This is a genomic window from Variovorax sp. V93 (genome assembly GCF_041154485.1).
Lineage (GTDB): Bacteria > Pseudomonadota > Gammaproteobacteria > Burkholderiales > Burkholderiaceae_C > Variovorax > Variovorax beijingensis_A.
Genome location: NZ_AP028669.1, coordinates 2,722,534 through 2,736,568 on the forward strand (window position 1 = coordinate 2,722,534; position 14,035 = coordinate 2,736,568).

Here is a 14,035-nt window from a genome sequence, read left to right on the forward strand (position 1 = left end):
CGACAGCCGCCCCCTCGGGCCGCTCACCACTTCATCCGCACGCCCAGCGACGCGTTGACCGAGCTCTTCACCTTCGCATCGCCGCCCGAGGACCACAGCTTGCCCACTTCGCCGTACAGGCTGGTGGTGCTGCCCAGCGCCAGCGTGAAGCCGCCGGCCAGCTCGGTGCTGGTGCCGCCCGTGGACGCCACGATGTCGGTGCGCGTGGCGCCGTTCACGAAGCGCGCCACGTCTGCACCGCTCGAGCTCCTGTAGACGTTGAAGCGGCCGTACGGCTGCAGCGTGCCCAGGCCGGTGCCGAACTCGCCCTTCACGCGCAGGCCCGCGCGCGCGATCCAGCCGCTGTCCGCCTCGGGCTGGACCACCGCGCCGACGATCGCCGAGTTGTTCAGGTCCAGGTGCTGGTGGATCAATTGCAGCTGCGGCTCCACGCTCCAGCCGCTCGCCCCGAGCGCGAAGGCCTGGCCCACTTCGACGGACCCCAGCAGGCTGTGGCCCTTGCCCTCGACGCCGCCGCCGAGGTTCGGCTGCACCGTGTAGCGGTGGCGCCCCGACTGCACCACGGCATCGGCATAGAAGCCGCTGTCGCCGCTGTAGGTGCCATAGATGCCCATGTACTGGCTGCGCAGGTCGTTGCGGCCCACGCGCAGGTTCTGCAGGCCGCTGGCAAAGCCGCTCACCTTGGCATCGCCGTCGAGCTGGCCCACGTAGAGGCCGGCGCGCCAGTTGGGCGTGGCCAGCAGGTCGGTGCCGGCCTGCACGCCGGTCAGGCGTCCCTTGCTGGTGGGCGAGACGGTGCCGCCCTGCTGGATGTCGATGTCGGTGGAGAGCACGCGGGCCCAGGCGCGGCGGCCGGATCCGCCGGCCGGCATGGCGGCCGTGCCTTTCACGTCGTCGTCGCCCACGCGCTTGCGCAGGTCGCCCAGCATCGCGAGGCTGCCCTGGCGCAGCTGGCTCGGCAGCGCGGCATAGAGCGAGGCCTCGGCGCGGTAGGTGGGAACGACCACGGGTGGCGTGGCCGGAGGCGTCACGGGAGTCACGGGAGTCACGGGAGTCACGGGATCGACTGGCGGGACCACGTTCGTGGTCGAGCGCAGGTACCAGTTCTCCCCTGCCCCGTTCGCGTCGGCGGCATGCAGGCGGTACTCGTAGGCGCCCGCATCCACATGGCTGCCCGCGAGCGAGAAGGCGCTCTTCGTGGTCTGTGCGGTGGTGGTGGCGCCGTTGCGTGCGCTGATCACCTCGATGCCGTTGCCGCTGGTGAGCGCCCCCAGTCCGCTCAAGTTGACGATCTGCACCGTGGTGCTGCCGCTGGCGATGGCGGTGGACCCATCGAGTACCAGCCGGTCGCTCGCGCTGCCATCGGCGCCCAGCGCGGTGCCCAGGCGCAGCACGCCGTTGTTGCCGGCGTAAGGTCCGTTGACGGTCAAGGTGGTGCCCGGCGTGGTGCCGATGAGCGAGACAGTGCCGCTGTTGGCGAGCGAGGCCACGGTCTGGCTGAAGCCCGCGAGGTCCAGCGTGGCGCCGGCCGCCACGCTGTGCGCGGAACTCGCGCTGAAGGTGTTGGCCGCACCGGCGCGCAAGGTGCCCTGGGCCACGTTGGTGGCGCCGGTGTAGGTGTTGGCGCCGGTCAGCGTGAGCGTGCCGCTGCCCTGCTTGGTGATGAAGCCGCCGCCCGTGATGGCGCCGCTGAGCGTTTCGCTGAACGCGCCGGTGTCGATGACGGGGTCGTTGCTCCCGGTCAGCTCGATGGCGTTGGCGATGGTCAGTCCGTCGGCGCTGAAGCCGAGCGTGGTGCCGTCGTCCATCGCCAGCGTGCCGGTGCCCAGCGCCTGGCTGTGGCCCAGGTCGAGGCGGCCCTGCTTCAGCGCGGTGCCGCCGGTGTAAGTGTTGGCGCCGGACAGCGTCAGCGTGCCGGTGCCGACCTTCACCAGCGAGCCGCCGGTGCCGCCGTTCTCGCCGCCGTCCTCGACCGTACCGGCAAACTGCGAATCGCGTCCGCCTGCACCGAGCGAGACTGCATTCGCGCCCAGCAGCAGCCGTCCCTGGCCCGACAACGCCCCGATGCTCAGCGCACCCGTGTGGTAGGACGCATCGACGCGGCCATTGCCGTCGTTCACCAGGGTGGCGCTGTCTGCGCTGCTGCTGCCGATGAAATAGGTGACGCCGCCGGAGCGGTTCGTGATGGTGGCGGATCCGGCCGTGCTGCTGTCGTAGAAGCGTGCCTGCCCGCCGTTGTTGTCGATGACGGCGTTGCCCGCCGAGCCGTTCTGGATGAAGAAGGTGGCCGCGCCGCCGCCGTTGTTCACGATGTGTGCGTCGGCCGAGCTGGTCGTTTCGCGAAAGTACGTGAACCCGCTCTGGTTGTTGATGATTGTGGATGTGCCGCCGCTGCTCGTGCCGTAGAAATCCGTGCCGCTGGCATTGTTGTTGGTAATGAGCGATTGCCCCGCCGTGCTCGCGCCTCGGAAGGTCGTGAAGCCATTCTGGTTCGTGATGGCCAGTGCCTGCGCATCGACCCCGTCCAGGAACTCCAGCGCGGCATTGACCGTGACCGCGCCGCTGCCGAGCGCGCCGGTTGTCGCCGCCTGCAGGAGTCCCGCGCTCACCAGCGTGCCGCCGCTGTAGTTGTTGACGCCGCCGAGCACCAGCGTGCCGGCCCCGGTCTTTTGCAGGCTGCCGCTGCCGGAAAGCACGCCGTTGAGCGTCAGCGCCTGCGCAGAAACCACCTCGAAAGCCGCACCGCCCGATCCCAGCGTGACATTGCGCGTACCGGTGGTCGTTCCGGTGGCGCGCAAGGTGCCGCCGTCCAGCGTGAGCGTGCCGGCCGAGTTGCCGAGGGCGCCGTCGTCGGCAATCGCGAGCGTGCCGCCGAGCACGTTCCAGGGCGTCAGCTCGGTGGTGGTGCCGGTCAATGTCCAGGTGCTGGTGCCTGTCTTCTCGTAGCGGTCGAAGCCGCGGTAGGTGGCAGCGGCGAGCGACGTGGTGGCGCCGCCCAGTGCACCGGACAGGCGCAGCAGATTGCCAATGCCGTTCGCCACCAGCGTCCCGCTGACCACCGAGCCGCTCTGCAGTTCGATCGAGTTGTCGTTGCCGGTGATGCGCACCGCATCGCCGGGCGTGCTGCCGTCGCCGCCGGAGCCGCCGATCAGGGCGCCGGTGTTGACGATGGTGTTCGCGTTGCCGCGGATGCGCAGGCCTGCGCCTCCCACACCGTTGACCGCGCTGCTTCCGCCGGCACCGCCCGCACCTCCCACCAACGCGCCGGTATTGAGCACCGAGTTGCCGCTGGACTCCAGCGCCAGGCCGGCACCGCCTTCGCCGCCACCCCCGTGTAAGCCGGCAAAGGAGGTGCCGCCATCGCCGCCCCGCCCGCCGGTAGCGGTGCCGCTGTTCGTGACCGTGGCGCCCCCGCTCTGCAGCACCATGCCATCGCCGCCACCGCCGCCGCCGCCAGCCCATTGGCCCGGGCTCCCCGCCCCTCCTTGGCCGCCCGTCATCTGTCCCGCGTTGCTGACCGTGGCATTGGCCGCCACCGACTGCAGGCCCGCGCCGCCGCCGCCACCGCCGCCCGACAGGCGCCCGGCGCCCCCGTTGCCGCCATTGCCACCCAGGAGAATGGTGCCGGACGTTGCCGTGATCGCGGTGTCGCTGGTGTACACCGCGGCCCCACCTCCTCCGCCGCCACCGGCCCCGTAGACCGGATCGGGGTCGGCCACGCCGTCGGTTCCCGACGCTCCGCTGACCGAGCCGGTGACGCTGGTCGCGCCCACCGCGCCCCCCGTACCGCCAGCCCCGGCCGCTCCGTTGCCGCCGGCACCGCCGGTTCCTGCCGTCGGGGCCTGTCCATTGCTGGTGGGGTACATGCCGATATTGCCGCCCCCCGCCCCGCCGCCATTCCCCACGCCGCCGCGGCCGCCGGTGCCTCCTCCCACCATGGCCGCGCCGCCGCCGGCGGCCTGCGCCCAGGCGCTTCCCGGAAGGTTGGCCAGCGCCAGCAGGCAGGTCGCCGCCGCGACCGTCGAAGAAGCACTCCGCCCGTGCCGGCGTGAAAGCTCCGAAACGGCCACCCAGGTACCCAGCGCAGCGTTCCAGACGCTGCAATGAATTTTGTTCATGCCCTCGATCCTCGTGTTGATTGGTATTCGCTATGCGGAACCTGTGGCGAAGATCGCGTCAATGCCAAGCCCTAGGAGAGCCCCTCGACGGAAAAACGCCGAGGCTATTGAAACAATAGTTGACATATGAAGACACTTCTTCACAACTCCAGGCTTTATGCCAGAGTGCGTGTCTTCTTTCAACTGGGGGCGGCAAGGCGCAGGCGTGCGCCGCCGGCATCGTGGAGCCGGCGGCGCGACGGAGGAAAAGGGGACGCCGAGACCTATCGCTTGGCGTCGGGGTCGCGGCCTTCCTGGGCCTTGTCCTGCGGGGCCTTCGGGAGCTTGACCTTGGTCACGGTGACGGACACCGGGTCGCTCGCGGGAAAGGATTCCTCGACCCCGCTGTCCAGGGCCTCCTCGCTCGGCGCCTGTTCGGTCGGCTTGGCAGGTTCGGCGGGCGGTTTGCCGTGGTTCTTGGAGGTGGGAAAGGGAAAGGCTTTTTCCGAAGAAGTCATCTTGGGCTCCTCAGCCATCCAAGCGCTCAGGGCTTGGACGGCTCCTGGTTGGTCTTGGGCCGGAGGTCTTCCCGCAGCCCGAAGGCTGCGGAATCGTCGTGGCGCGAGGCTTGCGCGTCCTTGCGCTTGCGCGCCATGCCTTCGGCTGGCGCCGGTGCCGAGTCCGGCTCGCCGGCGGCCGAGGAACTGCCCGCGAACTTTTCGCCCGCGCCGATGTTGTCCACGCCGCCATCCGTGGTGGGCCGCGATCCGTCGCCTGAACCGAGGCTTCCGGGTGCTCTGGTCATGTGGATCGACTCCTCTCTGTTCGCCTTGGGGCGCCTTGGGAACACAAGCTGGTACGAACCCATTCTGGGAGGTACCCCGGTCCCGCACGTAGGACGAGGCCAGCGTCCCTTAGTCGGAAGCTTCCTCGCCCCGGCACCGCCGTTGCATTGTTGAATGTTGCTGAAGTGTTTCGTTAAAGGCGCAACACCTTGTCGGCGGCGCTCGAATGGATCAGCATCGAATGCCCACTATTCACATTTGTATGTGATAAATTCACATAAATAACATCGTGAAACATTGATGGCCAGCTGAATGAAAAAGCACTCGTTCCCGCGCAAACGCAATGGCTTCACATTGATCGAATTGATGATCACGGTGGCGGTCATTGCCATCCTGGCGTCCATCGCGTATCCCAGCTATCAGCAATACATCATCCGGTCCAAGCGCTCGGCGGCGCAGGCGCAGATGATGGACATCGCCAATCGCCAGCAGCAGTTCCTGCTGGCCAACCGCAGCTACGCCACCAAGGACGCCCTCACGACCAGCGGCTACACGCTGCCCGCGGAGGTTGCGGCCAACTACGGCTACACCATCACGCTGCAGGACGCCAGCACAGCGGTGCCCAGCTTTCTCCTGACCTTCAGTCCTACGTCCACGGGAAGCCAGAGGGGAGATGGCGACCTCACCCTCGACAACCAGGGCGTCAAGACGCCGGCGGGCAAATGGTGAAGCGCCGCTCACCCGCCGCATCCCACGCACGCGCCCAGCGCGGTGCCACGCTGCTCGAGGTGCTGGTCACGCTGCTGATCGTCTCGTTCGGGCTTTTCGGGCTCGTGGGCCTGCAGGCGCGGCTCCAGTCGTCGGAGATGGAGTCCTACCAGCGCTCGCAGGCGCTGATCCTGCTCAACGACATGGCCAGCCGCATCGAGACCAACCGCCGCATGGCCTCCAGCTACGTCACGACCGCGCCGCTGGGCGCGGGAGCCACTTGCCCGACAGCCACCGCCACGCGCTTGCAAGTCGACGTGAAGGAGTGGTGTAACAGCCTGCAGGGCGCGGCCGAAACGTCGAGCGGCACCAAGCTCGGCGCGATGATCGGCGGCCGCGGCTGCGTGCAGGACCTGGGCAACAACGAGTACCTGATCACGGTCGCCTGGCAAGGCCTCGTGCCTACTGCCGCGCCGCCCGAGGGCGTGCCCTGCGGCAAGGACATGTACGACGCGGCCGCCCCGGCCTCGGCCAGCGAACCGGCGCTTGCCTGTTCCAGCGACAGGTGCCGCAGGACCGTGACGACGCTGGTGCGCATCGGGAATCTCTCATGAGCCGGGCCTGCTTCGCGACCGCGGTTCAGCGCCCTGCCCGGCTTGCGCGCGTCTCGCTGCGCCAGCGGGGGCTGACGCTGATCGAGCTGATGGTGGCGATCACCATCATGCTGATCGTCGTGGCTGCGCTGCTTGCGCTGTTCCTCAACGTGAACAACACCCAGCGCGAAATGGTCAGGGTCAATCGCCAGATGGAGAGCGGCCGCCTCAGCATCTTCGTGCTGGAGAACGAGATCTCGCACGCCGGCTTCTGGGAAAACTACATGCCCGAGTTCGACGACCTCACGGTCACCACGGTGCCCCAGAAAGTGCCCACGGGCACGGCGCCCGATCCGTGCCTGGCCTACACGGCGGCCAACTGGACCGACGACTACAAGCGCAGCCTGCTCGACATGCCCGTGCAGGCCTATGACGCGGTGCCAGCCTCTTGCGCGACGCTGCTCGCGAACCAGAAGGCCGGCACCGACGTGCTGGTGGTGCGCCATGCCGAGACCTGCCTGCCGGGCGCACCGAACTGCGAAGCCGACACGCTCGGCAAGCTGTACTTCCAGTCGTCGTTCTGCGGCACGCAGAAGCCTTCTGACTTCGACCTCAGCACGGCCGGCTTCGCCACCATGCTGGCCAAGAACTGCACCGCGCCGGCGCCCAAGCGGAAGTTCATCTCCGACATCTACTACGTGCGCACCTACGCCGAGACCGTGGGCGATGGTATTCCGACCTTGGCGCGCTCGCGCTTCGACCTCTCAGCCACCGGCCTGGCGCAGCAGCCGCCGGTGCCGCTGATCGAGGGCATCGAAGGCTTCCGCGTGGAACTGGGCCTGGACACCGCGAGCAAGACCGGCGCGCTGGTGAACTACGCCCAGGCCATCAACTGGGCCGACTCGGCCAATAGGTCCACGCCCACCAATCGCGGCGACGGAAGCCCCGACGGCGACTTCGTGCACTGCAGCACGGCCTCGCCCTGCACGGCCGACCAGCTGATCAACGTGGCGGCAGTCAAGCTCTACGTGGTCGCCCGCAGCCTGGAGATTTCGCCGGGCCACACGGACACGCGCACCTACAACCTGGGAAGCGGAACGCTCGGCCCCTTCAACGACCATTACAAGCGGCATGCGTTCACCACCGCGATCCGCATGACCAATGTGACAGGCCGCAGGGAAACGCCGTGAAGATGCCATCGACACATTCCGTGCGCCGGCAGGCCGGCGCGGCACTGATCGTCGGGCTGATCATGCTGCTTCTGATCACGCTGGCTGTGACGGCGGGGTTCACGCTCAGCAACACCAACCTCAAGTCGGTGGGCAACATGCAGAACCGCAACGAGGCCGTGGCCGCTTCGAACCGGGCGATCGAGGAAGTGGCCGCCTCGCTGCTGCTGCCGGGCGTCGATGGCTCGCCTTCGCTTACGGCGCCCCAGGGCACCGTGAGCCTGGTGGACATCAACAACGACGGCACGATCGACTATCGGGTGCAGATTGCACCACCCACCTGCGTGCGCGCCACCAAGTCGACCGGCACCGGCGGCGGCGGCGCCGTCGGGCCTGGCGGCATCGGCGGCGGGGCATCCACTACCGGCTCGGGGCTCAACGCCGTGCCCGACCAATACAACTCGGTGTGGGACATCAGCACCAGCGTGACGGATGCCGCCAGCGGCACGGTCACTTCGGTTCGCCAGGGCGTGCGCGCGTTGCTGAGCAAGGAACAGTTCCTGGCGCTGTGCTCCTAGCAAAGCGCCTCCCCCGAATGATCACGACGATGAACGGATCGCCACCATGAAAAAGAACTTCTTCCGATCGCTTTGCGCCACTGCGATGCTGATGCTCGGCCTGGGCTCGGCCCAGGCGGAAGACATCGATCTGTTCGTCGGCTACAACCAGACCACGACATCCGCGCCGAACGTGCTGTTCGTGGTGGACAACACGGCCAACTGGACGCCGCTATTTGCCGCCGAGATGAACGCGCTGGCCAGTGCCTTCGAGAGCCTGCCCACGAGCAAGTTCAGGGTGGGCGTGATGATGTTCAGTGAAACGGGCGGAGGCAACTCGAACATCGACGGCGCCTACCTGCGCGCGGGCGTGCGCCTTCTGAACGATGCCAACAAGCTCAATTACGGCGCGCTGATTCGCAGCTTCAATGTGAATGACGACAAATCCAATGGCGGCAAGGCCGGCAAGATGATGGCGGAGGTGTACCGCTACCTGAGCAGCGGCGCGCCCTTGGGCGGCAACAACAAGGCAAAGGCCGACTACGCGGGCAATGTCTTCGGAACCGCTGCATCCAAGGCGATCTACGCGTTGCCTGGCAACCCTCTGGCAGCAATCAACAGCAGCACCTATCTCGGTCCGAGCACCGCCAATTGCGCCAGAACCTATGTCATCTACATCAGCAACGGGGCCGCGCAGGACAACAGCAGCGACACCACGATTTCCCTCAATGCATTGCGCACCGCCGGGGGCGACACGAGCACAATCACGCTGAACCCGAGCGGCTCGCAGGACAACATGGCCGACGAATGGGCCAGGTTCCTGAAGACCAGCATGGGCGTCAACGTCTACACCATCGAAGCGGCCACGGCCACGGGAGGCCAGGGACCGGGCTGGACCGCCTTGCTCCAGAGCATGGCCAAGGTCAGTGAAGGCGGGTACTACGACGTCCATGCGGAGGCCAATCTGGGCACAGCGCTGGCTGGCGCCTTCGACGACATCTTCAGCAAGATCCAGTCCGTCAACAGCGTGTTCTCGTCGGTGAGCCTGCCCGTGAGCGTGAATACACAGGGAACCTACCTGAACCAGGTGTTCGTCGGCATGTTCCGCCCTGACGATTCCGCCTATCCCCGCTGGAACGGCAATCTCAAGCAGTACAAGCTCGGGGTGGACGCCCAGACCAAGCAACTGGTCCTGCAGGACGCGGACAGCGTTGATGCTGTCAACAAGGAAACCGGCTTCATCACGCCGTGCGCACGAAGTTTCTGGACTCCGACCCAGCTCAACGACTATTGGAGTTTCAATCCTTCCGGCGACTGCATACGCACCGACCCGATCACCAACCTGCCCGTCAGCGGACTTGCAGCTTCGGACACTCCCGACGGCAACGTGGTCGAAAAAGGCGCGCAGGGCTACATGCTGCGGCAGGTGCTCACCGCCGACCGCAACGTCAAGACCTGTACGCCGGGCGCCTGCACGGCCCTGACAAACTTCGTTGACGGTAACACGGCGGATATCACGTCGACGGCCCTGGGCGTACAGACCACCACCGAGCGAACTGCGCTCATCAACTGGCTTCGCGGCCTGAACAACAGGGGCGACGAGACGAAAGACACCGCCGGAAAATTCACGACCTCCACCACCGCCATGCGCCCCTCGGTGCACGGCGACGTGGTGCATTCGCGGCCGGTGGCGATCAACTACGGCACCGACGCAGCGCCACAGGTGGTGGTGTTCTACGGTGCCAACGACGGCGTACTGCGCGCAGTCAACGGCAACCAGGCCGGTTCGATCGGATCGGCGGCGCCTGGCAGCGAGCTATGGTCCTTCGTGCCGCCGGAGTTCTATGGCAGCATCAAGCGGCTCTACGACAACACGACGCGCATCAATTTCCCCGGCGTGCCCGTCAGCGTGGGCGCCACCGCACCCAAGCCCTACGGCATGGACGGCCCGATGGCAGCCTACCGCCAAGGCACCTCGGCCTGGCTCTATGCGAGCATGCGCCGCGGCGGCCGCCTGATCTATGCTTTTGACGTGTCCAACCCGGCGGCACCCAGCCTCAAGTGGCGCCGCGGCTGCCCCAACCAGGACAACGACACCGACTGCGACACCGGCATGAGCGGCATCGGCCAGACCTGGTCCGCGCCGAAGATCGTGAAGGCCAGCGGCTACGGCGCCGGCAGCACGCCCATCGTGATGTTCGGCGGCGGCTACGACAAGTGCGAGGACGTCGACGCCACCACGGCGGCCAGTGCCTGCGGCACGGCCACCAAGGGCAACAAGATCTATGTGCTCGACGCGAGCACGGGCGACGTCCTGAAGACCTTCGACACCGTGCGCGCAGTCAGCGGCGAGGTCACCATCGTGAACGACGGCACCGGCCTCGCCAAGTTCGCCTATGCGGCCGACCTGGGCGGCAACGTCTACCGGATCACCATCGGAGCCAGTGCACCCGCCGGCTGGGAGCTGGCCAAGATCGCTTCGCTCGGGTGCGACGACCCCGCGACCTCCTGCACGCCCAACCGCAAGTTCATGTTCGGCCCCGACGTGGTCGAGGACAACGGCATGTACGTGCTGCTGCTGGGCTCGGGCGACCGCGAGAAGCCGCTGCGCTCCTACGCTGCCGCACTCAGCGTTGCCAACCGCTTCTACATGCTGGTGGACAAGCCATCAGATACCACCTGGCTCACCACCGAAGCCACCCGTTGCAACGGCATCTCCGTGCTGTGCCACGGCTCCCTGTTCGCCATCACGGGCAACACGACGCCGTCGGCGACCGAGCTCGCGGCCAAGAAGGGCTGGTACCTCGCGCTTGCGGCCGGCGAGCAGGTGGTGACTTCATCGGTCACAGCCTATGGCACCACGACATTCAACACCCACACGCCGACCGACTCCAGCGTGACCCAGTCGTGCCGAGCGAACCTGGGCACTGCGAACGTGTACAACCTCTCGTATCTCGACGCGACGGGGCAGAACGGCGCGCGCTTCCAGAACGTGGTTGGGGGCGGCCTCGCGCCCTCGCCCGTGGTCGGCCGTGTGATGGTGGGCGACACCTTCCGCGACGTGGTGATCGGCGCCAACCCCGATTCGTTCCTGAGCCCGAAGGGCGCCACGGTCAAGGCCGCCTTCAAGCAGCCCAAGGGCCGGGTCTACTGGTTCATCCAGAAGTAAAAAAGGAAAAAGGGATGGCCATGCCCGGCACGCGCGCCCGCGGTTTCACGCTCATCGAGCTGATGGTCACCCTCGTGGTGCTGATCGTGCTGGTGTCGGTGGCGGTTCCCTCGTTCGATTACATACGGCTTTCGACCCGGCTGAATTCCTACGCAACCGATCTCGTCGCCGGCAGCCAGCTTGCGCGCAGCGAGGCCATCAAGCGCAACGCGCCCGTCACGCTGTGCGCTTCGTCCAACGGCACCAGCTGCGCCACCGACGGGCAATGGGAGGCCGGCTGGATCGTCATCAGCAGCGGTGCGACGCCCACGGTGATCCAGAAGCAGCCCGCGGCCGCCAGCGGCTACCGCATCCGCGACAGCGGCGGCCTCAGCGCGCTCGCCTTCGAGGGCACCGGCGTCGGCGCCACCGCGGCCAACTTCACGATCTGCCGGGCCACCCCCCTGGGTACCCCGAAGCGGCTGGTCAAGATCAGCGCCACCGGCCGTTCCTCGGTCACGCGGACCGATGCAGGAAGCTGCGCCGCATGAATGAGGTCTTTTTTGTGCGATCCTCGGCGACGCGGACAATAGTGCACTGATCGGTGGCCCCGGGGCCCTTCAGTCCCTGCCGCCGCACCGCAATCGCATCAGAAGAAACGCTTCATTTTCATGGAACACCAGCTCGACTGGGCACTGGCCGCCTGCGCCCGCATCCTGCGGCCGGTGGTCAGGCTCGCCCTGGCGATGGGGGTCAAGCACCCGCACCTGGAAGTCCTGCTGCGCGACCTGCTGCTCGAGGAGGCCAAGCGCTCCTGGCGCCAGCAGGGGGTGGCAAAGCCCAACATCAGCCAGCTGTCGGTCACCACCGGGCTCAACCGCAAGGCCGTGACGGCCAAGGTCCGCGACACCGTGGACGCCCTGCCCCACACCGAGATCTCCGCCGCTGCCAAGACCTTCACGCTGTGGCTGCAGATGGTGTCGGAGAACCAGTCCTTCCAGCGCTTGCCGATCACCTCCGAGGGCGACGATGCGCCCTCCTTCGAAACCGTGGCCAGGCTCGGCAGCCGCGGCAACGTGCACCATCGGACCATCCTCGACGAGCTGGTGCGCCTGAACATGGTGGCCGAACAGGACGGCTACGCCGAACTCAAGGCCAACGGCTTCGTGCCGGTGGATGACCTGCAGTCGATGCTGGCATTCCTTGGAGACAACGGCCGCGACCACCTGCTGGCGGCGGTGTCCAACACGCTGGGCGAAGAGCCCCGCATGCTCGAACGCTCCGTATATGCGCGCGGCCTCGGCCTGCAGGATTGCGAAAATATCCACCAGGTGGTGCGCGACCGCTGGGCGGCCCTGCACCTGGAACTGGCGGGCGAGATGAACCGCGCGGTCGACCGGGCGCCCGAAGGCGCCAAGGGGCGCATGCGCGTCGGGATCTATACCTACTATGAAGACGAGGCGGCGCCGGGCGCGCCTCCCGTCCCCGCCCAGCGGGACAAAGGAACACGATGAAGAACCACTACCGATGGATGCGCGGCATCCTCTTTGCCGGGGCCATGGCCTTGCTGCTCTCGTGCGGGGGCGGCGGCAGTGGCGGTGGCGGTTCGGCAGGCAGCCTGGGCGGCATCGCCGGTAGCGGCGCGACGGGCTCTGGGAGCGATGGCGCGGGCACGGGAGGCGGTGGAACCGGTGGGTCCGGCAGTAGTACGGGCGGCACGGGTAGCTCGGGCGGCTCCGACGGCACGAGCACCGCCGGCAACGGCAGCGACGACGGTTCTGGCGTGGGCTCGGGCGGCACGGGCGTGAGCACCGCCGACGCCACCGGCATCGGCTCCGTCGGCGGGCTGGGCAGCATCATCCTGAATGGCGTGCGCTACAACACGGACGCCGCGGCCTTCAGCGTCGAGGACGCCACGAGCGCCAGTGCCAATCCCGCTGAACTCCTGCAGATCGGCATGAGCGTGCGCATTGCCGGCAAGATCGACAGCGAATTCACCGCAGCCACGGCGCAGCAGGTCGAATCGGCGGCCGAGCTGCGCGGCGCCGTGTCGGCCATCGATGCCGGGGCCGGCAGCTTCGCCGTGATGGGCACCACGGTCACTATCGACAACGCCACCATCTGGAGCGGAGCGAACAGCCTGGCCCAGATCGCGATCGGCAGCGTGGTGCAGGTCTGGGGCCTGCCCTCGGCGCCGGGCACCTTGCGCGCCACGCGCGTCGAACTGAAGCCGGTGTCGGGCGAGCCGCTGGTGACCGGCGTGGTGCAGAACCTGGACCGGACCGGGCAACAGTTCATGCTGGGCCAGCTCACGGTCCGGTACGGCAGCGCCGCGTTCTCGGGCGGCATCGACGCCTCCACGCTGGCCGATGGCGCCATCGTCCGCGTGCGCGGCAGCGCCATGCCGGTGCTTGGCACTCTCAATGCAACCAAGGTGCAGGGCTGGTACGCGGTGCCAACGCAGAACGCCGCCGCAGTGCAACTGGCGGGTGTCATCACAAACTACGGCGGGCTCAATGCCTTCAAGGTGCTGGGCACGGCCGTCGATGCGTCCAATGCCATCGTCACGGGCGGCCCGGTGAGTTCGATCGGCGACGGCGTCAAGGTGGAACTCGACGGCTTCATGACCAACGGCGTGCTGGTGGTGAAGAAGCTGCGCATCCGCTATATCCCCGGCACGGGCGGGCCGGTCGCCTTCACGCTGATCGGCGCCATCGGCGACTACGTGTCGCCCTCTAGTTTCGTGGTGAAGGGCCAGAAGGTGAACGCCAGCAGCCCCGCGACGGTCTTCGAGAACGGCAGCGCCGCCGACCTGGCCAACGGCCGCCGCGTCACGGTGGTCGGCAACGCGGTGGTGGATGGCGTGCTGACTGCGCAGACCGTCACGTTCCTGACGCCCTGAACAGGCCGCCCCGGGGCCGCACACCCCGGGAACTCGCGCAGGCCTCCGGGGTACCAACCTGCCAGGGCCGGCGCAG

General features: G+C 67.5%; 11 protein-coding genes. 8 read left to right on the plus strand and 3 right to left on the minus strand.

Annotated elements, in window-relative coordinates:
- Positions 1-23: 23 nt before the first annotated feature.
- From ACAM54_RS12900 to ACAM54_RS12910, 3 genes are all read right to left on the minus strand, one after another.
- Positions 24-4,118, minus strand: a complete 4,095-nt coding sequence (locus ACAM54_RS12900; RefSeq protein WP_369650928.1) for an autotransporter outer membrane beta-barrel domain-containing protein — start codon at positions 4,116-4,118, stop codon at positions 24-26.
- 263 nt (positions 4,119-4,381) lie between these two features.
- Positions 4,382-4,615 (minus strand): hypothetical protein, encoded by a 234-nt coding sequence (locus tag ACAM54_RS12905; protein WP_025569719.1) that lies wholly within the window; start codon positions 4,613-4,615, stop codon positions 4,382-4,384.
- 26 nt (positions 4,616-4,641) lie between these two features.
- Complete coding sequence (locus ACAM54_RS12910) at positions 4,642-4,902, minus strand: hypothetical protein (protein WP_369650929.1); 261 nt, start codon at positions 4,900-4,902, stop codon at positions 4,642-4,644.
- A gap of 292 nt (positions 4,903-5,194) precedes the next feature.
- Between ACAM54_RS12910 and ACAM54_RS12915 the strand changes: the two genes are divergently transcribed.
- From ACAM54_RS12915 to ACAM54_RS12950, 8 genes are all read left to right on the plus strand, one after another.
- Positions 5,195-5,611: a type IV pilin protein gene (locus tag ACAM54_RS12915; RefSeq protein ID WP_369650930.1), complete on the plus strand. Its 417-nt coding sequence runs from the start codon at positions 5,195-5,197 to the stop codon at positions 5,609-5,611.
- Positions 5,605-6,204, plus strand: coding sequence for a prepilin-type N-terminal cleavage/methylation domain-containing protein (locus tag ACAM54_RS12920; RefSeq protein WP_369650931.1), 600 nt, complete (start codon positions 5,605-5,607; stop codon positions 6,202-6,204). Before ACAM54_RS12915 ends, ACAM54_RS12920 begins: the two co-directional genes overlap by 7 nt.
- Positions 6,201-7,373 carry a PilW family protein gene (locus ACAM54_RS12925; RefSeq protein ID WP_369650932.1) on the plus strand — a complete coding sequence of 391 codons (1,173 nt, stop codon included), beginning with the start codon at positions 6,201-6,203 and terminating at the stop codon, positions 7,371-7,373. Before ACAM54_RS12920 ends, ACAM54_RS12925 begins: the two co-directional genes overlap by 4 nt.
- Positions 7,374-7,375: 2 nt before the next feature.
- The gene (locus ACAM54_RS12930) at positions 7,376-7,930 is read left to right on the plus strand and encodes a hypothetical protein (protein WP_145747330.1); all 555 of its coding nucleotides are present in this window, start codon (positions 7,376-7,378) and stop codon (positions 7,928-7,930) included.
- 46 nt (positions 7,931-7,976) lie between these two features.
- Positions 7,977-11,078: a pilus assembly protein gene (locus ACAM54_RS12935; RefSeq protein WP_369647824.1), complete on the plus strand. Its 3,102-nt coding sequence runs from the start codon at positions 7,977-7,979 to the stop codon at positions 11,076-11,078.
- 14 nt (positions 11,079-11,092) lie between these two features.
- A complete protein-coding gene (locus ACAM54_RS12940) occupies positions 11,093-11,608 on the plus strand; it encodes a GspH/FimT family protein (RefSeq protein WP_192323898.1) in 516 nt (171 codons plus the stop codon).
- A gap of 120 nt (positions 11,609-11,728) precedes the next feature.
- Positions 11,729-12,571, plus strand: a complete 843-nt coding sequence (locus tag ACAM54_RS12945) for a DUF6502 family protein (protein WP_192323896.1) — start codon at positions 11,729-11,731, stop codon at positions 12,569-12,571.
- Positions 12,568-13,959 carry a DUF5666 domain-containing protein gene (locus tag ACAM54_RS12950; protein ID WP_369647825.1) on the plus strand — a complete coding sequence of 464 codons (1,392 nt, stop codon included), beginning with the start codon at positions 12,568-12,570 and terminating at the stop codon, positions 13,957-13,959. The genes ACAM54_RS12945 and ACAM54_RS12950 overlap by 4 nt, the downstream gene beginning before the upstream one ends.
- Positions 13,960-14,035: the final 76 nt, after the last annotated feature.